The organism is Bradyrhizobium sp. 87 (assembly GCF_023073015.1).
GTDB lineage: Bacteria > Pseudomonadota > Alphaproteobacteria > Rhizobiales > Xanthobacteraceae > Bradyrhizobium > Bradyrhizobium canariense_D.
On sequence record NZ_JADPIQ010000007.1, the window covers coordinates 98,979 to 119,037 of the forward strand.

The following is a 20,059-nucleotide window of genomic DNA, read 5'->3' on the forward strand; positions in this document are numbered from 1 at the left end:
AGGATGCCCATGAAGAAACCAAAAAGGGCAAGCGCTGCGAAGGCCAAAAAGGGCCCGAAGCCCAGTGCCGGCCGCTCCAAAGTTGCTCTCAAGCGTCCGGCCAAGCGTCGGATCAAGGGTCCGGCGCGGCGTCCGACCAGGCCGTCGCAGCGGGCAGCGTCTGCCGATGACGGGGCCAAAGCGGCCATCGAGCCGGCCATCAACGCGACCATCCGCGAGCTCCGGAGCAAGCTCAGGGGGGCGCTGCGGCGGGTCGCGGAGCTCGAGGCGGCTGCCGACACCGATTTCCTGCTCGAAATTCCGAACCGGCGCGGCTTCGAACGCGAGCTCGCCCGCGCCGTCGCCTACATGAAGCGCTACCGCGCCAGCGGGGCGCTGATCGTGCTCGACGTCGATCGGTTGAAGCCGATCAACGATTCCTTCGGCCATGCGGCCGGCGACGAGGTCCTGAAGGCGATTGCCACCACGCTGACGCGGCAGATCCGCGCTTCGGACGTGGTCGGCCGGCTCGGCGGCGACGAGTTCGCGCTGCTGCTCTGGAATCTCAGCGAGACCGACGCCAAGGCGAAGGCCGCGGCTTTCGAGCAGGCCATCGACGAATTGTCCTTTGTCTTTCGCGGCCAGCACGTGAGCGCGGGCGCTTCCGCCGGCGTCGCCCTGCTCGGAGTGCAATCCGACGCCACGCGCGCCCTGGAGGAGGCCGATGCCGCGATGTATGTGCGCAAGGCGCACCGGCGGCACGAGCCGCACATCAGGCTCGTCAGCAGCTAGTTAAAGCGTGCCGAGGTCTTTCGGTACGTCGCCGAAGCTGCGGAGCAGTTTTGCGTCCCCGAATTCGCCGGTCATGGGATCGCCGCTGCGGCTGAACGCGACCGCGCCGGTGTGGCCGGCGCCGTGCGACATAATCTCGGCGCGCCGTAGCGCGGCCGCCGCGCTCTGGCATTCCTCGGCCGCACCCGCGACCGGCGATCCGTCCTCGTCGGTCAGGAAAGGTAATGCAACGTAATAGGTGACATCGGACATGGTCGGCTCCGATAGCTGACAGTCAGGCGGCGCTGCTCTTGCTCCGCATCTTGCTGCGCGAGGTCTCCGGAATGCAGCCTGCGGAAACCGCCGCCTGCAATTCTTCCAGCTCGGCCTCCAGATATTCATTGGCCATGATCAGCGCCTTGATGGTGCTGCGCAGATTGCCGTCGCACATCGCGATCGCCTGATCGCAGGCTTGTTCATAATGGCTGTTGTCGAGAAGGGCGGTTGCCGACATCTGCATTTTCCTTAGACGGTTTCCCCGGGGGTGTTGGGTGCTCAAATGTTCTTATTTTGTTCCTTTCGAGTCAAGCGGATTTACGTGCGGCGGGGCCGCCGTAAAGTTCTACCCGTGGATCAGGCGATGATGTCGGGCGTGATCTGGTCTTCGATGAACGCGATACGGTCACGCAACAACAGCTTGCGTTTCTTCAACCGCTGTAACCGCAACAGGTCGGGGGCGGGCGATTGATGCAGTGCATCGATCGCCACATCGAGATCTCGGTGTTCCTGGTGCAACCGGGCGAGCTCGGATTCGAGTTCGCGCGCATCTTCATTGGTCATGTCTGCGGTGGCCGAAAAACCGATAGGCGTGAGATTAAGGCTGTGGATGCCCTGTGGAAACTATCGTCCTTGCGCGCCGTGATCGCAAGCGATCTCGGGCTGTCGCGCGCCGATCTCCCGCGAGATATTTCTGCGGTCGCTCCGGCGTTGCGCAAGCGCATTGATATCACGGATTTTTCCCGCGTGGTTCCCTTACTCACGCTTCGTTACATATGAATTTCTAAAAATGACAGCGCGACGACTGATATCCATCGACAGAACAAATCGGTGATGTACACTTCCTCGTCCGGTCGAATCCAAGGTTCACCCCTACCGAGGAGGTTTCGAATGACAATTCAGGCACATCTGGTTGAATTGGAACGGAAGCACAAAACTCTCGAAAACGAATTGCACGAAGCTCTCGTGCACCTTTCAACAGACGACCTGCAAATTGTTGAGTTGAAGCGCCGGAAGTTGATGGTCAAGGACCAGATCGAGCGTCTCAGGCACGGCGACACGCTCCACTAGTAACCCCGTAACAGCGTAGAGTTGATCGCACCCTTTCAGGCAGGGATGGGAGCCTTTGCGCTCATCCCTGCTGCAAGGCGCGCAGCGTGCAAGGATTTGCGCGGCTCCAGCGTCTTGTCTGGACGCAGTTCTTTACGCGCAACCGGAATCCAATTCGCTTTAAACCACTAGATGTTTGCGAGCTCGGCGACGTGATCCGCGATCGCGAGCGATGACGTCAATCCGGGCGACTCGATGCCGAACAGATTGATCAGGCCTTCGACGCCGTGATCGCGCGGGCCCTGCATCAAGAAATCCTGCGTGGCCACCGCCGGCGGCACAATCTTCGGGCGGATGCCCGAATAGCTCGGCATGAGAGCACCGTCAGGCAACGTCGGCCAGTATTTGCGGATCGCCGGGTAGAAGCGCTCGGCGCGTGACGGGTCGACCTCATAGTCGATCGTCTCGATCCACTCGACGTCAGGGCCGAAACGGGCCTGCCCGGCCATGTCCAGCGTCAGATGCACCCCTAGGCCACCGGGCTCGGGCACCGGATAGATCAGGCGCGAGAACGGCGCCCTAGCATTGCAGCTGAAGTAGTTTCCCTTGGCGAGGTAGGCCGTCGGGATCCGTTCCAGCGGCATGCCCTCGATGTTGCGCGCCACGGTGGTCGCCGAGAGCCCGGCGGCGTTGACGAGGAGGCTGCATTGCAGCGTCATCGGCGCTTCGCCGCCCGCCTCGATCTCGATGACGCCGGCGGTCGCCTTGGCACGGATCAGCGGGGTGTGAAACGCGAAGGCCGCGCCCGCGTCCTCGGCTTCGCCGCGCAGCGAGAGCATGTAGGCGTGGCTGTCGATGATGCCGGTCGACGGCGACAGCAGCGCGGCGTCACAGGCGAGCGCCGGCTCCAGCGCACGTGCCGCATCACCCGTGAGCAACTGCATGTCGAGCACGCCGTTGGCCTCGGCATGCGCCTTGATCGATTGCAGCTTCTCGGTCTCTTTCGGATTGGTCGCGACGATCAGCTTGCCGCAATTCCTGTGCGGGATGCCGCGCTCGGAACAGTAACGATAGAGCGCGTGCTTGCCGTCGACGCACATGCGCGCCATCCAGCTTCCGGCGCGGTAGTAGATGCCGGCATGGATCACCTCGCTGTTGCGCGAGGAGGTGATGGTGCCGATGGCCTCGGCTTGCTCGAGCACGATCACCTCGCGCCCGGCTTGCGCCAGCTTTCGAGCCACCGCGAGCCCGATCACGCCGGCTCCGATGACGACGCAGTCCACCCTATCCATGGTCGTGCAGGACGTCCGCTCGAAGCGACGATGGCCCCACGCCTGGGGAGGGCGACGCGGGGGCTTTTTCCGTTAAGGAAGCATTTATCATGTCAGGGCAATTGCCGTATTTGATGCCACATTGTTCCGTTGCGCGTACAGGCGTTTACCCGATCCAAACTCGCGAGGCCAGACAATCCGACGTTGAAATCGCGGGTGGCTGATGGCTGAGAAGAACTGGCACGCGGGCAGCGCGCTTCCGATTGCGGTGCAGGCCGTCGTGTGCCTGGCCGCAGCGGTCGCGCCTGCGCGCGCCTTTGCCCTCTCAGACAGCTTCACCCCTCCGAGCTATCTCGGCGAGCTTGATCCCAACGTGATCTGGGAAGCCCTGATCGCGGGAATTGTGATCTGTTCGTTCTTCGCCGCGATCGCGCTGTGGATCCATTCCTCGCTGCGCCGGACCAGGCGTCTGCAGCTGCGGCGCAATGCCTTCGTCTCCTCCGCCATGAACAATCTCAACCAGGGCGTGGTGATGACGGATGCGCAGCGGCGCGTCATCTTCTGCAACGACCGCTATATCGAGATTTACGGCCTGGCGCGGTCGGATCTCTGGGCCAACATGAACGGCTACGAACTCCTTGAGCTGCGACGCAAGCGCGGGGTGCTCGGCGCCGCCTCCAACGACGAGTTCTACGAGAAGGCGGCAAGCACCAACGGCTTGATCACCGAACTGCCGGACGGGCGGGCCATCCTGGTGAAATATTTCGTGCTGCCCAACGGCGGCTCGGTGACGACGCATCTGGACGTCAGCGAGCAGCGCAGGCTGTCGCGGCAGCTCGCCTCCACCAAGCAGTTCCTGGAAACGGTGCTGGACAACGTGCCGGCCTGCGTGGCCGCAAAGAACATCGAGGATGGTCGCTACATCTTCGCCAACAGCGCCTATGAGCGGTTCTGGGGCTTCTCGCGCGACCATGTCGTCGGCAAGAACGCGCGCGAGCTGTTTGCGCCGATCTCGGCGGACAGCATCGAGGCGACCGACCGCACGGCACTCGATTCGCCGGACGGCCAGTTTCGCAACGAATTCGAGGTCGACCGCGCCGGTGAGCGACGCATGGTTGCCTCGATCCGGATCGTTGTCCGCAACGAGAGCAACAAGCCCGAATTCCTGATGCTCGTGTTCGAGGACATCACCGATCGCCGCTCGCTGTCGAAGGAGCTGGAGAGCACGAAGAAGTTCCTCGAGCTCGTGGTCGACAACATCCCGGTGGCCCTGATCGTCGAGCAGGTCAAGGACGGCCGCTACCTGCTCGCCAACCGCAGCGCCGAGACGATCCTCAACCGCAGGCGCGAGGAAGCCACAGGCCTGACCGCGTCCGACATCTTCAATCCCAAGGAAGCCAAGCTGATCATCGCGCGCGACGAAGCCGCGATCAAGAAGCGTGGGATGATCACCGAAGAGCACCCGATCTCCACAAAGGACGGGCTGCGGCTGTTCCTCACCCGCCGCGCCACCGTGCTGAGCGACACCGGCGAGCCGCAATATCTGATCAAGACCCACGAGGACGTCACCGATCGCCGGCAGACCGAGTCGCGCATGGCGCACATGGCCTATCACGACGGCCTCACCGATTTGCCGAACCGTGCCGCTTTCCTGCAGGCGTTGACCCAGATGATCGAGGCCTGCGAGGGCACCGGCGAGGAGTTCGCGGTTCTGTGCGTCGATCTCGACGGTCTCAAGGAGGTCAACGACGTCTTCGGTCATGCGCACGGCGACAAGCTCCTGGTCGAGGTGGCCCAGCGGCTCCAGGACTCCGCGCGCGGCGGCGTGGTGGCGCGCCTGTCCGGCGACGAGTTCGGCCTGATCATCGACGGTAAGCAGCCGGATGCAGGTCTCGCGCTGGCGCAGCAGATCGGTGATGCCGTCGCTAAGGAATTCCAGATCGACGGCCGCCCGGTCCGCGCCGGCGTCACCACCGGCATGTCGATCTTCCCGCACAACGGCGCCGACGCCGCCTCGTTGCTCGCCAATGCCGGCGCGGCGCTGTTCCGCGCCAAGCAGAAGTCGCGCGGCACGATCAGCCTGTTCCAGCCGGAGATGGACCAGCAGATCCGCGATCGCCGCGTGCTGCACCAGGATCTCTCGATGGCGATCAAGAACGGCGAGCTCTCGCTCGCCTTCCAGCCGCAGGGAGCAGCGGGCCACAGCGTCGCCGAGAGCGAGATCATCGGCTTCGAGGCGCTGGCGCGCTGGCAGCATCCGGTGCGCGGCCAGGTCTCCCCGGCCGAATTCATCCCGATCGCGGAGGAAAGCGGCCTGATCGTCGAGATGGGCGAGTGGATCCTGCGCGAAGCCTGCCGCGAGGCCGCGTCCTGGCCGAAGCCGCTTCAGATCGCGGTCAACCTGTCGCCGGCGCAGTTCATGCACGGCGACGTGGTCGGGCTCGTGCATTCCATCCTGCTCGAGACGGGTCTCGCACCCGGTCGGCTCGAGCTCGAGATCACCGAGGGCGTGCTGATCGAGGACTTCGATCGCGGTCTGGCGCTGCTGCGCCGGCTCAAGGCGCTCGGCGTGCGCATCTCCATGGACGATTTCGGCAGCGGTTATTCCTCGCTGAGCTATCTCCAGGCGTTCCCGTTCGACAAGATCAAGATCGACCGCGCCTTCATCATCAATCTCGGCCGCAACCCGCAATCGGCGGCGATCGTGCGCGCGGTGATCGATCTCGGCCATGGCCTGGAAATGTCGATCGTCGCCGAAGGCGTCGAGACGCTGGAACAACTCGCCTTCCTCGCCGCGGAAGGCTGTGACGGCGTGCAGGGCTATCTGCTCGGCAAGCCACTGCCGATCGGGAAATATGCCGGCCTCGTCGGTCGTGCCGAAGTCATGGAGCTTGCGCTCAAGACCGGCTAGAGCGTTTTTCGAGCGCAGCGGATGCGGGTTCGCGTCAAGAGAACGCGCCAAACCAGAATCTAGAGCCCCGTTCCGATTTCATCGGAAGGGAAATGGCTCTAGAGATGGCGAGCGTTTCGCTCCCATTCGACGGCTTCATGGCGGATTACGATTTTGCGATCATCGGCGGCGGCCTGAACGGTGTCAGCCTCGCGCGCGATGCCGCCGGCCGCGGCCTGCGGGTCATCCTGTTGGAGCAGGGCGATCTGGGCGGCGCGGCGTCGTCGGCAACGCCGCGGCTGATCCACGGCGACCTGTCGGTTCTGGAACGGCGCGGCTTCCGCCGGGTGCGCCGGGCGCTCGCTGAGCGCCGGATCTGGCTCCGGATCGCGCCGCATCTGGTTCGGCCGATGCGCTTCGTGATCCCGGCGCATTCCGACGAGCGCCCACCATGGCTGCTGCGCGTCGGCCTGCTCCTCTACGACAGCCCCACCAGCCGGAGCGGCCTGCCTGCAACGGCGACCCTCGACATCACGCATCATCCGGTCGGCAACGCGCTGAAACGACCATTCGGCACGGCCTTCGAATATTCGGATTGCGTCGTCGACGATTCCCGACTGGTGGTGCTCACGGCACTGGATGCGGCCGAGCGCGGCGCCGTGATTCGGACTGGAGCGCGCTGTGTGCGCGCCGATCGAACCGACACATGGCGGCTCGCGGTGGTCGACCGCGGCCATCGTCGCACGATCACGGCCCGGGCACTGGCCAACGCCACCGGCGGCTGGACGTCGATGGTCGCCGAGACCGTGCTGCGGCAGCCGCAACCCGCCGTGGCGGCGATGCAGATGAGCCAGATCATCGTCCCGCGATTGTTCGATTCCGATAACGTCTACGTCTTCCAGAACAGCGATGGCCGGCTGATCTTCGCGAGTCCTATCGCGCGCGATTTCACACTGATTGGAACAGTCACGCACGATTTCACCGGCGATCCTGCGATCGTCGCGATGCGGGGGGCCGACGTCAGCTATCTCTGCGAAGCGGCCAGTCGCTATTTCCGCGAGCGCGTTGCCCCGACCGACGTGGTGCGCGCGGTCTCCGGCGTCAACCTGACGCTGGCGTCCGCGCGCGGGCGTGATGGCACGACGCTGTTCGACGCGCGACGGCGCAAGGCGCCGCTGATCACGATGTTTGGCGGTGACGTCACCACCTCGCGCCTGCGGGCGGAGCGCGCGGTGACGAAGTTGACGCCGTTCTATCCGATGTCGCCGCCCTGGACCGCAGGCGCGGCGCTGCCGGGCGGAGATTTTGCCTGGGATCGTTTCGACACCGAGGTCGATCTTGCGCGTGACCGCTGGCGCTTTCTCTCGGAGGCGCAGGCCCAACGCCTCGTCGCGGCCTATGGCTCGCGGCTATCGGCTGTGCTTGCCGAGGCGAAGACCCGGGACGATCTCGGCCCCGCCTTCGGTCCCGAACTGACCGGGGCCGAGGTGCGCTATCTCATGACCCACGAATGGGCGCGTTTTCCCGAGGACATCCTGTGGCGCCGCTCCAAGCTCGGCCTGACGATGTCAGCGGGGGAATGCAATGCGCTGGCTGCGTTCATGGCGAATGCGTGAACGAACGGCCTCTAACCGGTTGAGTGAGGGACGATCGGCCGCTAGCGTGCGGCTTGATTGGGGTTGGCAGGAACCATGACTGACGAGTTGCCCAGAACAGACGCGGCTGCGGCTGCGGTCGGAGAGACGCAGCTCGCGGCCGGCGAGCCGTTGCTGCGCATCGAGGGCGTCGCCAAGACGTTCGGGACGTTCCGGGCCGTCGATGGCGTCTCGCTCGACATCAAGGCCGGCGAGTTCTTTGCGCTGCTCGGGCCCAGCGGCTGCGGCAAGACCACGCTTCTGCGCATGCTCGCCGGTTTCGAAGCGCCGGATCAAGGGCGCATTCTGCTCGGCGGCAAGGACATCGCGCAGGCGCTGCCGCATGAGCGGCCGATCAACATGATGTTCCAGAACTACGCGCTGTTTCCGCACCTGTCGGTGCGCGACAACATCGCCTTCGGCCTGAAGCGCGCCGGTATGGCGCGCGCAGACATCGCCACGCGTGTGGCGGAGATGGTTGCGCTGGTGAAGCTCGACGGACTCGAGAAGCGCAAGCCCGACCAGCTCTCCGGGGGACAGCGCCAGCGCGTGGCGTTGGCGCGTGCACTGGCGCGACGCCCGCAGCTCCTTCTGCTCGATGAGCCGCTCGCAGCGCTGGACAAGAAGCTGCGCGAAAGCACCCAAGGCGAACTGATGGAGCTTCAGCGCCGGCTCGGCATGACCTTCATCATCGTCACCCACGACCAGGAAGAGGCGATGACGATGGCGAGCCGGATCGGCGTGATGAGGGACGGCAGGCTGGCGCAGGTCGCGAGTCCCCGCGAACTCTACGAGGCGCCACGCTCGCGCTGGATCGCGGAGTTTGTCGGCGACATCAACCTGTTCGACGCCAAGTCCAAATTGCGCGACGGTCATCGTCTGGTCATAGGCACGCGCGATGCGGGACCGCTGGTGGTGGCGGAGCCGCGCGAGCCGTTCGGTGAGGTCAGATTATCGGTTGCGATCCGCCCCGAGAAGGTCAAGCTGTCGCGCCGTGGGCCGGCGAGGGAGGCCGGTCATGAGACGGCGATCAACCAGCTGGACGGCGTGATCGCCGACATCTGCTATCTCGGCGGCACCACCACTTACAAGGTGAAGCTCGAGGCCGGCGGGACGGTGCAGGCGTCGGTCGCCAACAGCGCGCGCCTTGACGTCGACGCCTACAGCGTGGGCCAGCCTGTCGTCGCCTGGTTCACGCCCGACGACTGCGTGGTGCTGCCGTCATGAGCGGGCGCCGCATTTTTGCGCGACCGGCTCACTTTGCCGCGATCGCGCCCTATGTCTGGATGGTGCTGTTCTTCCTGGTGCCGTTCGGCTTCGTGCTGAAGATCAGCCTGTCGCAGACGGCGATCGCGCAGCCGCCTTACGAGCCGGTGTTCGACCTGATGGCGGGATGGGGGGCGCTGAAGGCCGCCTTTGCCGCGCTGTCGATCGACAATTTCAGGCTGCTCGTCTCCGACGATATCTACGTGTTCGCCTATGTGCGTAGCCTCACCGTCGCCGTCACCGCGACCGCGCTGTTGCTCCTGATCGGCTATCCCATCGCCTACGGCATGGCGCGGCTGCCGGCGCGCTGGCAGGCCGTGGCGATGGTGCTGGTGATCGTGCCGTTCTGGACCTCGTTCCTGATCCGGATCTATGCCTGGATCAACATCCTCCAGCACGACGGCCTGCTCAACCAGATACTGCTGGCGCTGCATCTGGTTAGTCAGCCCGTGGTGTGGCTCTCCACCGACAGCGCGATGTATATCGGCATCGTCTATTCCTACCTGCCGTTCATGATCCTGCCGCTCTACGCCACGCTGGCCAAAATGGAGCCGGTGCTGGAGGAGGCCGCCTCCGATCTCGGCGCGCCGCGCTGGCAGGTGTTCTGGCTCGTCACCTTCCCGCTGTCGCTGCCCGGCGTCGGCGCCGGCGTGCTGCTGTGCTTCATCCCCATCGTCGGCGAGTTCGTCATTCCGGATCTCCTGGCCGGCTCCAATGCGCTGATGATCGGCCAGACCTTGTGGCTCGAATTCTTCACTAACAAGGACTGGCCGGTCGCCTCCGCCGCGGCCATCGTGTTGTTGGTGGTGCTGCTGGTCCCGCTGCTGCTGTACGAACGGCTGCAGAAGCGGCAGCTGGAACAGGGGCGGTGAGGCGATGCGCAAGGTCTCCCGTCTGTCCCGCTTCAACGTCGCCTCGCTTTCGCTGGGTCTGGCCTTCCTCTATCTGCCGATCCTGATCCTCGTGATCTATTCCTTCAATGCCTCGCGGCTGGTGACGGTGTGGGGTGGCTGGTCGCTGCGCTGGTATCACGAGTTCTTCAATGACCGCGCCATGATCGAGGCGGCCTGGATGAGCCTGCGCGTCGCGGTTTCGTCGGCAACCATTGCGACCCTGATCGGCACGCTCGCCGCCGTGGCGCTGTCGCGCGGCGAGCGGTTTCGCGGCCGCACCCTGTTCTCCGGCATGCTCTATGCGCCGCTGGTGATGCCGGAGGTGATCACCGGACTGTCGCTGCTGCTGCTGTTCGTGGCGCTAAACGCGGAGCGCGGCTTCTGGACGGTGACGATCGCCCATACCACGCTGACGATGTGCTTCGTCGCCGTCGTCGTGCAGTCCCGCCTCGGCTCGCTCGACCGCTCCTTGGAAGAGGCCGCGATGGATCTCGGCTACGACCCCCTGCGCGCGTTCGTGGCCGTAACGCTGCCGCTGATCGCGCCTGCGATCGTCGCGGGCTGGATGCTCGCCTTCACGCTGTCGCTGGACGATCTCGTGATCGCGAGCTTCACCACCGGCCCCGGCTCGGCGACGCTGCCGATCCGGATCTATTCGGAAGTGCGGCTCGGAGTGAAGCCCGAGATCAACGCGATCTGCACGCTGGTGATCGCCTTGATTGCTGTTGTCATCGTCATCGCCTCGCTCGCCTCGAAACTGTCGAGCTCGCAGGGCGAGAGCGCGGCGCCGCTATAACGGGAGGCGATGATGACGTTTGCCTATCAGGTCCTGGTGCATACGCCGCTCTGGGTCTGGACCTTGCTCGCCTATCTGGTCTGGCAGGGCATCAAGGCGATGCAGCCGCGCAAGACGCCGATCTGGCGTGCGCTGATCGTTCCGATCGTATTCATCGTCTGGGGCATTTCGCGGATTGGCTTCGGACATCAGGATAGCGCGTGGCCGCTGGTTGCCTGGGGCGGGGCCGCATTGGTGTTGTTGCCGATCGGCGTATTAACGTCGCGTCCGTTCGACGTCGATCACAAGACAGGCGAGATCATCCGCGCGGGTGGCGCCTTTGCGCTGATCCGCAACCTCGTCATATTCTCTCTGCAGTATGCGGTCGGCGTGATCTCGGCGGTCGATGCGAGCGACCGTGCACTCGCACTCGTCGTCGGCCGCGCGATTTCGGGCGCGACCGCGGGCTATTTCATCGGCTCGATGATCGCGCTGCTGGTTGCCTACCAAAGAAAGCGCGCCGTGGATCTCAGGACTTCACCGCACCGGCCGTGAGCCCGCCCACCATGTAGCGCTTGAAGGCGTAATAGACCGCGGCCGGCGGCAGCGCGTAGATGAAGCCGGTGGTCATCAACAGCTCCCACGGCGAGTCGTCGGCGGCGAGGAAGTTGCCGAGCGCGACCGGCAGCGTGATATCGGTGTCCTTGGACAAGAGCAGGAACGCGTAGAGATATTCGTTCCAGGCCAGCAGCACGGCATAGGTGCCGATCGCGACCAGCGAGGGCATCATCAGCGGCACATAGACCAGGCGGAACAGCTGCAGCGTGGTCGCGCCGTCCATCACGGCGGCCTCGTCGAGCTCGACCGGCAGCTTGTCGGACGCCTGCTTCAGCACCCAGATCGCGTAAGGCGAAGCGATTGTCACCATCGCCAGGATCAGCGACCAGTGATTGTTGAGCAGGCCGTAGTTGCCCATGGTGCGGTACATCGGCACGGCGAGGAACGCCGCCGGGATGAAGTAGGTGAACAGCGCGAGATTCATCACCCAGCGGCCGCCCGGCGCCTTAAGCCGCGAGATCGAGAATGCGGCGGCGGTCGCGACGAACAAGGTCAGCGCGCCTGCGGCCAGCGCGATCACCGTCGAGTTCCAGAACTGGATCCAGAAGTCTCGCAGGAAATAGTGCTCCTGGTAGAACACGATGTGAAAGTTGTGCAGCGTCGGATGATCCGGCCACAGCTTGCCCGAGAACGCGTCCTCCTTGGGCGAGATCGCGAACAGGAACATGTGGTAGATCGGAATCATGGTCCAGATGAAGACCGGGATGCCGATCAGCAGGAGCTTGGCTTCGGTGCCAACTTCGCGGAGGGTGGGAAGCTTCATCGCGACAACCGTTTCATCATGAAGTATATCAGCGGCAGCACGAGCGGTATCGCGCAGACGATAGAGGCCATCGCAAGCGAGAGCTGGTCGAGCCGGAGATAGCGGATGCCGAGTGTCGACAGCACGTGCGTGAGGTCGGCCGGCCCGCCGCCAGTGAGCAGATAGACGCTGTTGAAGTCGCCGAGCGTCCAGATCATCGAGAGCAGCGTGCAGGTGACGTAGAGCATCTGCATCGACGGCCAGGTGATGAAGCGGAATTTCTGCCACGGACTGGCGCCGTCGACCTCGGACGCCTCGTACAGATCCTGCGGGATCGCGAGCCGCCCGGTCAGCAGGATCAGCGTCCAGAACGGCAGCGACTTCCAGATATGCACGGCGATCGCCATGGTCAGCGCGACCGTCGGATCGTTCAGCCAGTTCGGCCCGTCATCGCCGGTGAGAGAGAAGATGAAATGGTTGACCATGCCCCATTCGGGATTGAGCATGAAGCGGACCGACAGGATGGTCGGGATCGACGGCACCGCCCAGGGCAGGATGAAGATCACCGACAGCCATTTGATCCAGGGGCGCTGCTGGGCGAAGAAGCCGGACAGGAACAGCGCGATCAGCATCTTCACGTTGATGCCGATGACCAGGAAGATCAGCGTGTTGACCGCGGCGCGCGCGAAGATCGGGTCGTTGTACAGCGCGACATAGTTCGCCGGACTGCGCGCCAGCCACAGGCCGTAGCCGACGGGATAGACGACGAAGGCCAGGAAGACGAGTAGATAGGGCACAAGCAGCAAGATGCCCCAGACCTGCTGCGTGGTCAGGCGCGCCGACAGGGGAGGGGCCGGAATTGTGTCTGAGCCGGAAAGTGTGATCGCCATATCGCATACCCACCGAAAGCAACCGGTCGCGGAGAGCCGCGACCGGTATTAGCATATACCTTATTGCAGTCCGAGATCAGCCCGCGACCGCCTTGATGCGGGCGATCAGCTCGTCGACCGCCTTGTCCACCGGCACCTTCTCGCTGACCACGCGGTTCATCGCCTTGGCCCAGACGTTCTCGTTGTTCAGGATGGTGAACTTCCAGTTCTTGGTGAAGTCGAACGCGGCGGTGCCGCCCTTGAACTGCGAGTAGACCGCCTTGCGATGCCGGTCAGCCTGCCAGAACGGGCTCTCTTGGCTTTCCTTCGTCACCGGGAACCAGCGGCCGAGCGCACCCTCGATATAGGGGCGGACGTTCTCTTCCTGGAGCAGGAAGGCGATGAACTGCTTGGCCTCGGCCTTGTTCTTGGCCACGGAGAAGACCAGCCCGGTCTTGACGTCCGAGCGGTAGCGGATCGTCGAACCGTCCGGAGCCTTCGGGAAGGACGCGGTGATGATGTCCTCGCCATAGGCCTTCTTGCCGGCTTCGCGCTGCTCGGGCGTGAGCGTCTGGTTCTGGGAATCCTCGAACCACTTCGCCGCGATCGAGATCGTGAAGTTGTGGGTCATCACGATGGTCTTGTTGTGGAACGCGACGTTGTTGTCGGGATCCTTCCAGGTCGTCGAGGACGGCGGGGTGCAGCCCTTGATGTAGGTGTCGGTGTAGTCCTTCATCGCCTTGATCAGGTTCTCCCGGACCTTGGGATCGTCGACCGTAAGCTTGCCGTCGTCGTCGACCAGCTTGACGTGATAGGCATCCATGAAGGTGTAGAACGACTGGAAAGCGTCGGTGGATTCCACGCCCATCGGCTGGCCGACGCCGTAGACGCGCTGGCCGGTCGCCTTGCGGATCCCCGGTTGCACCTTGTCGCACCAGAACGTCCAGTAGCCTTCCCAGTCGGTCGGGATGTCGGCGAGCTTGAAGCCGGCCTTCTCAAGCATGTCGTTCCAGATCTCGACATGCATGCTCTGCTGCTTCAGCGGGAAGCCGTAATAGGCCTTCTTCTTGGTGACGTCGTTATAGAGGATCGACGCATCCAGCGTGTTCTGCACGAACCGATCCTTGATCGGCTCCATGATGTCTGAGAGGTCCTCGAGCCTGCCTTCGTAGGCCCACTTGCCCTGGACCTGCACGTCGTAGGTGTCGGAATAGGCAACATCGGGCACGGTGCCTGAATCGAGTGCGGCGACCGTCTTCGGAATCATGTCCTGGATCGCGTACTGCGACAATTCGACCTTGATGCCGGTCTTGGCTTCGAACTTCTTGATTGTCTCGAGCAGCGCGTCGTCTTCGGAGCGGTAGAAGCCCTTGCCCCACCAGACCGTAATCGTCTTCTGCTGCGCAAATGCGGGTGCAGCGGCTGCAAACAGCCCGGCCGCAGCGACCGCCAGTGATACTGCGCCAATAACCTTGGATTTCACGTTTTTCTCCCTCAAACGGCCGGTGTTTTTAACCGGTCGTATAAAACACTAGCGCATGGCCGCTATCCGATCTAGCGGCTTCTTGTCAGACATAGGTCGTGGGGTGTCGGGCGAGAGGAGATGCTTAATGTGCGCATCGATCCAATCGCCGCATCAATTCGCCCTGATCAATTCGCGCCGATCTGCTGGCGCCGCTTGATCGCCGTCCTTAATTGGACTTCGCGCCTTCCTTGGCGTTCTCCGCCGTCGGCGCTTCGGCCGGTGCGGGACGTTTTCCGGTGCCGGTGATGCGCTCAATCGCGGAGCGCACCGCGTCGCCCGGCTTGCGGTCTTTCAGCATGTCGAGCAGGGGCGCAGAGGCCGGCGAACGGCGGATCAGGCTTTCCGGATCGGGGAAGACGAGGGGGTCGTCCCAGGGGCCCTGCACCACGAAGGGCAATTCGAACCCCGACGCGCTGTTGAGGCTGGCCACGCCCTTCATGTCGTATTCGCGCGTCGGCACCGAGGCGGTACCGGTCATGGTGATCTTCGCCGCCGGTCCTTCGACGCGGATGTCCTCGGCGGTGGCGACGCCGTCGGAGAACTTCACCGCGATGGTGAGATTGTCGTAAGGGGTAGAGCCGTTGCGGAAATTGCCGCCGCCGGACAGCGGCCGCCGCTCGAGCCGCTTCAGGAGCTGCTCGGCATTGAAGCCCGCGATCGCGCCGTCATGCCCGGTCACTGTGGCGCTGCCGTCGAGCGACTGCACGAGGCCGAACGGGCTCGAGCCGGACGCGAGGAGCGAGACGTTGATGTTGCCGCGCCCGGACAGCTTGTTGATGCCGAACAGCTCGGAGGCGCAGGCCTGAAGGTCGACGTCGGTGAACTGGAATTGCGCCTTGATGTCGGCGACGGTGTCGGAGCGCGCGATGCCGAACGAGCCCTTGGCGATGCCGCCATAGACCTGGGCCTCGCCGACCGAGAGCGCCAGCGTGCCGTTGCGGAGATTCGCGCCGATCGCGGTGCGGCCGAGTTTCGACGTCCCGACCGTCAGCTTGGCGGCCGACAGGCGCATGTCGAGGTCGGTGGTCGACAAGGCGTTGAGATCGAACAGCTGCCTGTTCCAGTCGCGCGCGCCGCTCGCGAGCAGACGGAAAGTCGAGATATAGGGGGTGAAGTCGAGCGCGTCGGCTGCGAGCGTCGCCTGCAGCGTCTGCCGGCCGTTATTGGCGTAGGTCATCACGCCCTCGGCGGTGTTGCCGTCGAGCTCGACATTGACGTTGGTGAGCGCGATCGACGCGCCGACGACATTGGCCCGCGCCTTCAGCGCGAAACGGCCGAAGCCGCCGCTGGCGGGCTGCGGCTGGCCGGTCCAGCGCAGCGCGTTGCGCAAGGACGGGCTGTCGATGGTGAGCGTACCCTCCATCATCGGGCTGGTGCGATTGGCGACGCTGCCGTCGAAGGCGAGCTTGAGCGGTGCGCTCGCGATCCGCGCCTTCAACCCCGAGCGCTCGCCGGAGAGGGCGGCGACGAAATCGGAAAAGCTGATCGAGCCGTCGACCCGTTCGCCCCGCCAGTCGAATTGTCCGGTCGCAGCGAAGGAGCGCGAGATCGAGGGCCAGGCCAGCGACAGGTCGATGTCCTCGAGCTTCTCGGTGCCGTGCGTGGCGGCGTCCTCGTAATTGAGCACGCCGTCCTGGATCCGGATCTCGGAGAACGACACTTGATTCTCGGCGCCAGGCTTCATGGTGCGCGCGATGGTCTGGATGAACGGTGTCCAGTTGCTTTCACCGTCCGGCTTCAGGCTGACATGGATGCGCGGCCGCAGCAGCGTCAGGTCGGCGATCTCGAACCGTTGCAGCAGCAGCGGCAGCAGCCGCAGGTTCGCGGTGAGAACGTCGACATGGAGCGCGGGATCGCTGGTGCCGCCGCCCTTCAGCCCGACGTCATGGAAGGAGATGTAGCTTGCCGGCAGCACCGAAATGTCGATCGCGCCTGCGACGTTGACCTCGAGTCCGGTGACGTCGCGGATCTGCGTTTCCACGGCCTTGCGCAGTGCGTCGCGGTTGATGAGCCATGAGGTCGCGATCAGGGCGATCAGCGCCACGCCGAGCAGCGCCGCGATCGGCGTCCCGAGGCGCTTCATTCCTTGGACCATGGTCAATGGCATGTCCTGATCGAGTTGGTCGCTGGAGCCAGAAGGCGGGCTGGGAAACCTGCGCGCCCCACGCCCAAGACCTATTGTGTTAAGTGCCGCAACTTGATGGGTTTTCTTGTCGCTTTCAAGGCCGCGGGAACGGTTGCGCCCACGGCTTGGGCAGCTTCTATCACCCGGGGGCGGAGCGGAGAACCCCGTATCATTGACGGCTTCGGACGATTTCGCCTAATAATCGCCGCCACTAAGGCGCGACGCCTGCAAGCCGAAGGTTCACTCGAAGGTAATTTGCATGAACAAGGTCTATCCCGACGCCAAGTCGGCTCTCGAGGGCGTTCTGAAAGACGGCATGATGATTATGTCGGGCGGCTTCGGCCTCTGCGGCATCGCCGAGACGCTGTCGGACGCGATCCGCGACTCCGGCGTCAAGGACCTGACGGTGGTCTCAAACAATGCCGGCGTCGACGGCATTGGCCTCAGCCGCCTGCTCGAAACCCGCCAGATCAAGAAGATGATCTCGTCCTATGTCGGGGAGAACAAGCTGTTCGCCCAGCAATTCCTCGCCGGCGAGCTGGAACTCGAATTCAATCCGCAGGGCACGCTGGCCGAGCGCATCCGCGCGGGCGGCGCCGGCATTCCGGCCTTCTACACCAAGACCGGCGTCGGCACGCTGATCGCCGAAGGCAAGGAAGTGAAAGAATTCGACGGACAGAAATACCTGATGGAGCGCGGCCTGTTCGCCGACCTCGCCATCGTCCACGCCTGGAAGGGCGACACCGCAGGTAACCTCATCTATCGCAAGACCGCGCGCAACTTTAACCCGATGATGGCGACCGCCGCCAGGGTCACGGTGGCCGAGGTCGAGCATCTGGTTCCGGCCGGTGAACTCAATCCCGACCACATCCACACGCCCGGTCTTTTCGTCAAGCGCATCGTCGAGGTCGGAACGGCCAAGAAGCGCATCGAATTCCGCAACACCCGCCCGCGCACGGCAGCTTGAGATCAGGAGACTAAGATGGCCTGGACCCGTGAACAGATGGCTGCGCGCGCCGCGAAGGAACTGCGTGACGGCTATTACGTCAATCTCGGCATCGGCATTCCGACGCTGGTCTCGAACTACATCCCGGACGGCATGGACGTCAGCCTTCAGAGCGAGAACGGCATGCTCGGCATGGGCCCGTTCCCGTACGAGGGCGAAGAGGACGCCGATCTCATCAACGCCGGCAAGCAGACCGTGAGCGAACTGCCGTCGACTTCGTATTTCTCGAGCGCGGATTCCTTCGGCATGATCCGTGGCGGCCACATGGATCTGTCGATCCTCGGCGCCATGCAGGTGGCCCAGAACGGCGATCTCGCCAACTGGATGATCCCCGGCAAGATGGTCAAGGGCATGGGCGGCGCGATGGATCTCGTCGCCGGCGTCAAGCGCGTGGTCGTGGTGATGGAGCATTCGGCCAAGGACGGTCCAAAGCTCCTGAAGCAGTGCAATTTGCCGCTGACCGGCGAGCGCGTGGTCGACATGGTCGTGACTGACCTGGCCGTCTTCACCATCGACAAGCACGGCAGCGGCGGCATGGCGCTGATCGAGCTCGCCGACGGCGTCTCGCTCGACGAGGTCAAGGCCAAGACCGAGGCCGAATTTCGCGTCGCACTGAAGAACACGTAAGGTTTTCGCGAAGGGGGCGCGCATGACGATACGGTCTGCGCGTCCCGAAGACGCCGATTTCATCGCACAAACCATCCTTTCATCGCAGCGCGGCTACCGGCCGCGCGGCTGGTTCGACGTTGCGCTCGGTTGGCCTGAAACACAGTGCCGCGATTTCATCGCGCACGTCGCAGCCGCTCGCGCGGTGTCGATGTGGCACGTCTCGCAATTTCTGGTCGCCGAGATCGATGGCAAGCCTGCTGCCGCCTTGTGTGCGCTACCGGCGGCCGGCACGGGACCAGCGGCTTGGCGTGCGATCGAGGAAGTCGCAGCCGCGTCCGGAATCGCCGCGGCAGAGCTGGAGGCCATCCGTCAACGCGGCGGCTACACCCGCGCCTGCTGGGTTCAGGGCGGCGAAGGCGATTGGATGATCGAGCATGTCGCGACCGATCCCGCCTATCGCGGCCGCGGCCTGGTGCAGTCACTGATCGCGCATGCGCTGGAGAAGGGGCGAGCGGCTGGATGTGCACGGGCGACAATATCGTTCCTGATCGGCAACGAGCCCGCCGAGCGCGCTTATACCAAGGCCGGCTTTGTCCTTGCCGAGGAGAAGCGCGATCCTGCCTTCGAGGCGATCATCGGTGCGCCGGGCTTTCGCATGTTTGCGCGGGTGATGTGATCGGTCTTGAAAATCAAGCCGCCGTTGCCGCCAATGGCCGGGCGCCTTTGCGCCATGCGGTGATGGTGCAGCCGAAATGGCCGCGAAACCAGCGGGCCATGGCGCTCTGTGCGGAGAAGCCGAGCTGCACGGCGATGTCGGCCAGCGGCCGGCCGGGGTCGTCGATGAGCTGGACCACGAGATCGGCGCGCTGCGCGTCGAGAATGGCCGAGAAGCTGGTGCCGGCTTCGGCGAGGTGGCGGTGGATGGTACGCCGGGTGCAGGCGAGGTGTTCGGCGACGCGCTCGACCGTGCAGTCGCCGCCGGCGAGCAGGAGACGCACGACCTCGTCGACCTTCTCCTCCCAGCTTGCCGGCCGCGTCTCGATCGCCTCGATCCGCTTGCGCAGATAGCTCGCGATCAGCGGATGCGCGCTCGGGATCCGGCGCTCCATGTCGTGTGCCGACAACAGGATCGAATCGGCCTCCGCATTGAAGGTCACACGGCAGCCGTAGAACTCGCGGTAGCGTTTGCGGTCGAGCGGCGGTGGGTAATGCAGGTGAACTTCCTGCGGCCGCCAATCGCTGCCGAACAGCGACTGGATGATGCGGTGGACGCTGCCGAGCGCCATGTCGATCGACTGGCGCGGCGCGGTCGGCTGCCGGCCGCGCAGGTGCTGCGTGACGGTCACGGTCTGCTTGTTGCGGGTGACGTCCAGCTTCATGCCGTCGTGATGGATCGGGATGAAGCGCGAGAAGGCTTCGATGGCTTCACCAACGGTCGCCTGTTCGCGCACGATCAGGCCGACCGCGCCGAAATTGGTCAGCCCGCCGCGTTCAGCAAGCCGCAAGCCGAAATCTTCGGCGCCGGACGCCTCGGCCGACAATTCGAGCAGACGGCGGAGACCGGTGACGGCAATGGGCGTGTCGGGCTTGTCGAGGCAGGCCAGCGGCAGCCTGACCTTGCGCATCATGTGTTTGGGGTCGAGCCCGACCGACCGGGCGACCTCCGGGTAATAGCTCAAGCCCGCGCTGCGAATGAGGTCGGTCATGCGACCCGTTCCTGCCGGACATCCCGCAGATGTCCCGAAATGTAAAGTTTCTGT

21 protein-coding genes are annotated in these 20,059 nt (G+C 64.2%); 12 read left to right on the forward strand and 9 right to left on the reverse strand.

Annotated elements, in window-relative coordinates:
* The first annotated feature begins 9 nt into the window (after positions 1 to 9).
* Positions 10 to 771: a GGDEF domain-containing protein gene (locus IVB50_RS01565; protein WP_018453822.1), complete on the forward strand. Its 762-nt coding sequence runs from the start codon at positions 10 to 12 to the stop codon at positions 769 to 771.
* Here the strand turns inward: IVB50_RS01565 and IVB50_RS01570 are convergent, their stop codons facing one another.
* The 3 genes from IVB50_RS01570 to IVB50_RS01580 all read right to left on the reverse strand — a co-directional run bounded on the left by IVB50_RS01570 (position 772) and on the right by IVB50_RS01580 (position 1,590).
* Positions 772 to 1,023 carry a hypothetical protein gene (locus IVB50_RS01570; RefSeq protein ID WP_007614211.1) on the reverse strand — a complete coding sequence of 84 codons (252 nt, stop codon included), beginning with the start codon at positions 1,021 to 1,023 and terminating at the stop codon, positions 772 to 774. It abuts the gene before it with no gap.
* Positions 1,024 to 1,045: 22 nt separating this feature from the next.
* Positions 1,046 to 1,264 carry a hypothetical protein gene (locus tag IVB50_RS01575; protein WP_007614210.1) on the reverse strand — a complete coding sequence of 73 codons (219 nt, stop codon included), beginning with the start codon at positions 1,262 to 1,264 and terminating at the stop codon, positions 1,046 to 1,048.
* A 119-nt stretch (positions 1,265 to 1,383) separates the two neighbouring features.
* Positions 1,384 to 1,590, reverse strand: coding sequence for a DUF465 domain-containing protein (locus IVB50_RS01580; protein ID WP_007596255.1), 207 nt, complete (start codon positions 1,588 to 1,590; stop codon positions 1,384 to 1,386).
* Between the two features lie 69 nt (positions 1,591 to 1,659).
* On the opposite strand from IVB50_RS01580, the gene IVB50_RS01585 reads away from it, so the two are divergent.
* A complete protein-coding gene (locus IVB50_RS01585; protein ID WP_240543946.1) occupies positions 1,660 to 1,806 on the forward strand; it encodes a hypothetical protein in 147 nt (48 codons plus the stop codon).
* Positions 1,807 to 1,917: 111 nt separating this feature from the next.
* Entirely contained in the window at positions 1,918 to 2,097 is a 180-nt protein-coding gene (locus IVB50_RS01590; RefSeq protein ID WP_007596254.1) for a DUF465 domain-containing protein, read from the forward strand.
* Positions 2,098 to 2,264: 167 nt separating this feature from the next.
* Here IVB50_RS01590 and IVB50_RS01595 read toward each other — a convergent pair whose 3' ends face one another.
* Positions 2,265 to 3,368 carry an NAD(P)/FAD-dependent oxidoreductase gene (locus IVB50_RS01595; RefSeq protein ID WP_018453826.1) on the reverse strand — a complete coding sequence of 368 codons (1,104 nt, stop codon included), beginning with the start codon at positions 3,366 to 3,368 and terminating at the stop codon, positions 2,265 to 2,267.
* A 202-nt stretch (positions 3,369 to 3,570) separates the two neighbouring features.
* Between IVB50_RS01595 and IVB50_RS01600 the strand changes: the two genes are divergently transcribed.
* From IVB50_RS01600 to IVB50_RS01625, 6 genes are all read left to right on the forward strand, one after another.
* A complete protein-coding gene (locus IVB50_RS01600) occupies positions 3,571 to 6,258 on the forward strand; it encodes an EAL domain-containing protein (protein WP_018453827.1) in 2,688 nt (895 codons plus the stop codon).
* 137 nt (positions 6,259 to 6,395) lie between these two features.
* Positions 6,396 to 7,853: a glycerol-3-phosphate dehydrogenase gene (locus IVB50_RS01605; protein WP_247294096.1), complete on the forward strand. Its 1,458-nt coding sequence runs from the start codon at positions 6,396 to 6,398 to the stop codon at positions 7,851 to 7,853.
* 75 nt (positions 7,854 to 7,928) lie between these two features.
* Complete coding sequence (locus tag IVB50_RS01610; RefSeq protein WP_026232604.1) at positions 7,929 to 9,098, forward strand: ABC transporter ATP-binding protein; 1,170 nt, start codon at positions 7,929 to 7,931, stop codon at positions 9,096 to 9,098.
* Positions 9,095 to 10,009 (forward strand): ABC transporter permease, encoded by a 915-nt coding sequence (locus IVB50_RS01615; RefSeq protein ID WP_018453830.1) that lies wholly within the window; start codon positions 9,095 to 9,097, stop codon positions 10,007 to 10,009. The genes IVB50_RS01610 and IVB50_RS01615 overlap by 4 nt, the downstream gene beginning before the upstream one ends.
* Positions 10,010 to 10,013: 4 nt before the next feature.
* On the forward strand, positions 10,014 to 10,826 hold the full coding sequence (locus IVB50_RS01620) for an ABC transporter permease subunit (protein WP_018453831.1): 813 nt from the start codon (positions 10,014 to 10,016) through the stop codon (positions 10,824 to 10,826).
* Between the two features lie 12 nt (positions 10,827 to 10,838).
* Complete coding sequence (locus IVB50_RS01625) at positions 10,839 to 11,360, forward strand: DUF6622 family protein (protein ID WP_018453832.1); 522 nt, start codon at positions 10,839 to 10,841, stop codon at positions 11,358 to 11,360.
* Here the strand turns inward: IVB50_RS01625 and IVB50_RS01630 are convergent.
* The 4 genes from IVB50_RS01630 to IVB50_RS01645 all read right to left on the reverse strand — a co-directional run bounded on the left by IVB50_RS01630 (position 11,335) and on the right by IVB50_RS01645 (position 16,654).
* Entirely contained in the window at positions 11,335 to 12,186 is an 852-nt protein-coding gene (locus IVB50_RS01630; protein WP_018453833.1) for a carbohydrate ABC transporter permease, read from the reverse strand. The two genes, IVB50_RS01625 and IVB50_RS01630, sit on opposite strands and share 26 nt — an antisense overlap.
* Positions 12,183 to 13,055: a sugar ABC transporter permease gene (locus tag IVB50_RS01635; protein WP_018453834.1), complete on the reverse strand. Its 873-nt coding sequence runs from the start codon at positions 13,053 to 13,055 to the stop codon at positions 12,183 to 12,185. The genes IVB50_RS01630 and IVB50_RS01635 overlap by 4 nt, the downstream gene beginning before the upstream one ends.
* 76 nt (positions 13,056 to 13,131) lie before the next feature.
* Positions 13,132 to 14,517 (reverse strand): ABC transporter substrate-binding protein, encoded by a 1,386-nt coding sequence (locus IVB50_RS01640; RefSeq protein WP_018453835.1) that lies wholly within the window; start codon positions 14,515 to 14,517, stop codon positions 13,132 to 13,134.
* A gap of 208 nt (positions 14,518 to 14,725) precedes the next feature.
* On the reverse strand, positions 14,726 to 16,654 hold the full coding sequence (locus tag IVB50_RS01645) for an AsmA family protein (RefSeq protein WP_247294098.1): 1,929 nt from the start codon (positions 16,652 to 16,654) through the stop codon (positions 14,726 to 14,728).
* 289 nt (positions 16,655 to 16,943) lie between these two features.
* Between IVB50_RS01645 and IVB50_RS01650 the strand changes: the two genes are divergently transcribed.
* Genes IVB50_RS01650 through IVB50_RS01660 form a run of 3 tightly spaced genes read left to right on the forward strand, consistent with a single transcriptional unit; the run spans position 16,944 to position 18,975 of the window.
* A complete protein-coding gene (locus IVB50_RS01650; protein ID WP_018453837.1) occupies positions 16,944 to 17,651 on the forward strand; it encodes a CoA transferase subunit A in 708 nt (235 codons plus the stop codon).
* 15 nt (positions 17,652 to 17,666) lie between these two features.
* Positions 17,667 to 18,317, forward strand: a complete 651-nt coding sequence (locus IVB50_RS01655; protein WP_007596236.1) for a CoA transferase subunit B — start codon at positions 17,667 to 17,669, stop codon at positions 18,315 to 18,317.
* Positions 18,318 to 18,339: 22 nt separating this feature from the next.
* Positions 18,340 to 18,975 (forward strand): GNAT family N-acetyltransferase, encoded by a 636-nt coding sequence (locus IVB50_RS01660; RefSeq protein ID WP_018453839.1) that lies wholly within the window; start codon positions 18,340 to 18,342, stop codon positions 18,973 to 18,975.
* Positions 18,976 to 18,988: 13 nt separating this feature from the next.
* On the opposite strand, the gene IVB50_RS01665 is transcribed toward IVB50_RS01660, so the two are convergent.
* Positions 18,989 to 20,005, reverse strand: a complete 1,017-nt coding sequence (locus tag IVB50_RS01665; RefSeq protein ID WP_018453840.1) for an AraC family transcriptional regulator — start codon at positions 20,003 to 20,005, stop codon at positions 18,989 to 18,991.
* Positions 20,006 to 20,059 lie beyond the last annotated feature (54 nt).

Coding starts and splice junctions, on each gene's coding strand:
- IVB50_RS01625 (WP_018453832.1), top strand. CDS start 10,839: ATGACGTTTGCCTATCAGGTCCTGGTGCATACGCCGCTCTGGGTCTGG.
- IVB50_RS01580 (WP_007596255.1), bottom strand. CDS start 1,590: ATGACCAATGAAGATGCGCGCGAACTCGAATCCGAGCTCGCCCGGTTG.
- IVB50_RS01650 (WP_018453837.1), top strand. CDS start 16,944: ATGAACAAGGTCTATCCCGACGCCAAGTCGGCTCTCGAGGGCGTTCTG.
- IVB50_RS01630 (WP_018453833.1), bottom strand. CDS start 12,186: ATGAAGCTTCCCACCCTCCGCGAAGTTGGCACCGAAGCCAAGCTCCTG.
- IVB50_RS01660 (WP_018453839.1), top strand. CDS start 18,340: ATGACGATACGGTCTGCGCGTCCCGAAGACGCCGATTTCATCGCACAA.
- IVB50_RS01605 (WP_247294096.1), top strand. CDS start 6,396: ATGGCGGATTACGATTTTGCGATCATCGGCGGCGGCCTGAACGGTGTC.
- IVB50_RS01590 (WP_007596254.1), top strand. CDS start 1,918: ATGACAATTCAGGCACATCTGGTTGAATTGGAACGGAAGCACAAAACT.
- IVB50_RS01610 (WP_026232604.1), top strand. CDS start 7,929: ATGACTGACGAGTTGCCCAGAACAGACGCGGCTGCGGCTGCGGTCGGA.
- IVB50_RS01565 (WP_018453822.1), top strand. CDS start 10: ATGAAGAAACCAAAAAGGGCAAGCGCTGCGAAGGCCAAAAAGGGCCCG.
- IVB50_RS01570 (WP_007614211.1), bottom strand. CDS start 1,023: ATGTCCGATGTCACCTATTACGTTGCATTACCTTTCCTGACCGACGAG.
- IVB50_RS01655 (WP_007596236.1), top strand. CDS start 17,667: ATGGCCTGGACCCGTGAACAGATGGCTGCGCGCGCCGCGAAGGAACTG.
- IVB50_RS01665 (WP_018453840.1), bottom strand. CDS start 20,005: ATGACCGACCTCATTCGCAGCGCGGGCTTGAGCTATTACCCGGAGGTC.
- IVB50_RS01600 (WP_018453827.1), top strand. CDS start 3,571: ATGGCTGAGAAGAACTGGCACGCGGGCAGCGCGCTTCCGATTGCGGTG.
- IVB50_RS01645 (WP_247294098.1), bottom strand. CDS start 16,654: ATGGTCCAAGGAATGAAGCGCCTCGGGACGCCGATCGCGGCGCTGCTC.
- IVB50_RS01615 (WP_018453830.1), top strand. CDS start 9,095: ATGAGCGGGCGCCGCATTTTTGCGCGACCGGCTCACTTTGCCGCGATC.
- IVB50_RS01595 (WP_018453826.1), bottom strand. CDS start 3,368: ATGGATAGGGTGGACTGCGTCGTCATCGGAGCCGGCGTGATCGGGCTC.
- IVB50_RS01635 (WP_018453834.1), bottom strand. CDS start 13,055: ATGGCGATCACACTTTCCGGCTCAGACACAATTCCGGCCCCTCCCCTG.
- IVB50_RS01620 (WP_018453831.1), top strand. CDS start 10,014: ATGCGCAAGGTCTCCCGTCTGTCCCGCTTCAACGTCGCCTCGCTTTCG.
- IVB50_RS01575 (WP_007614210.1), bottom strand. CDS start 1,264: ATGTCGGCAACCGCCCTTCTCGACAACAGCCATTATGAACAAGCCTGC.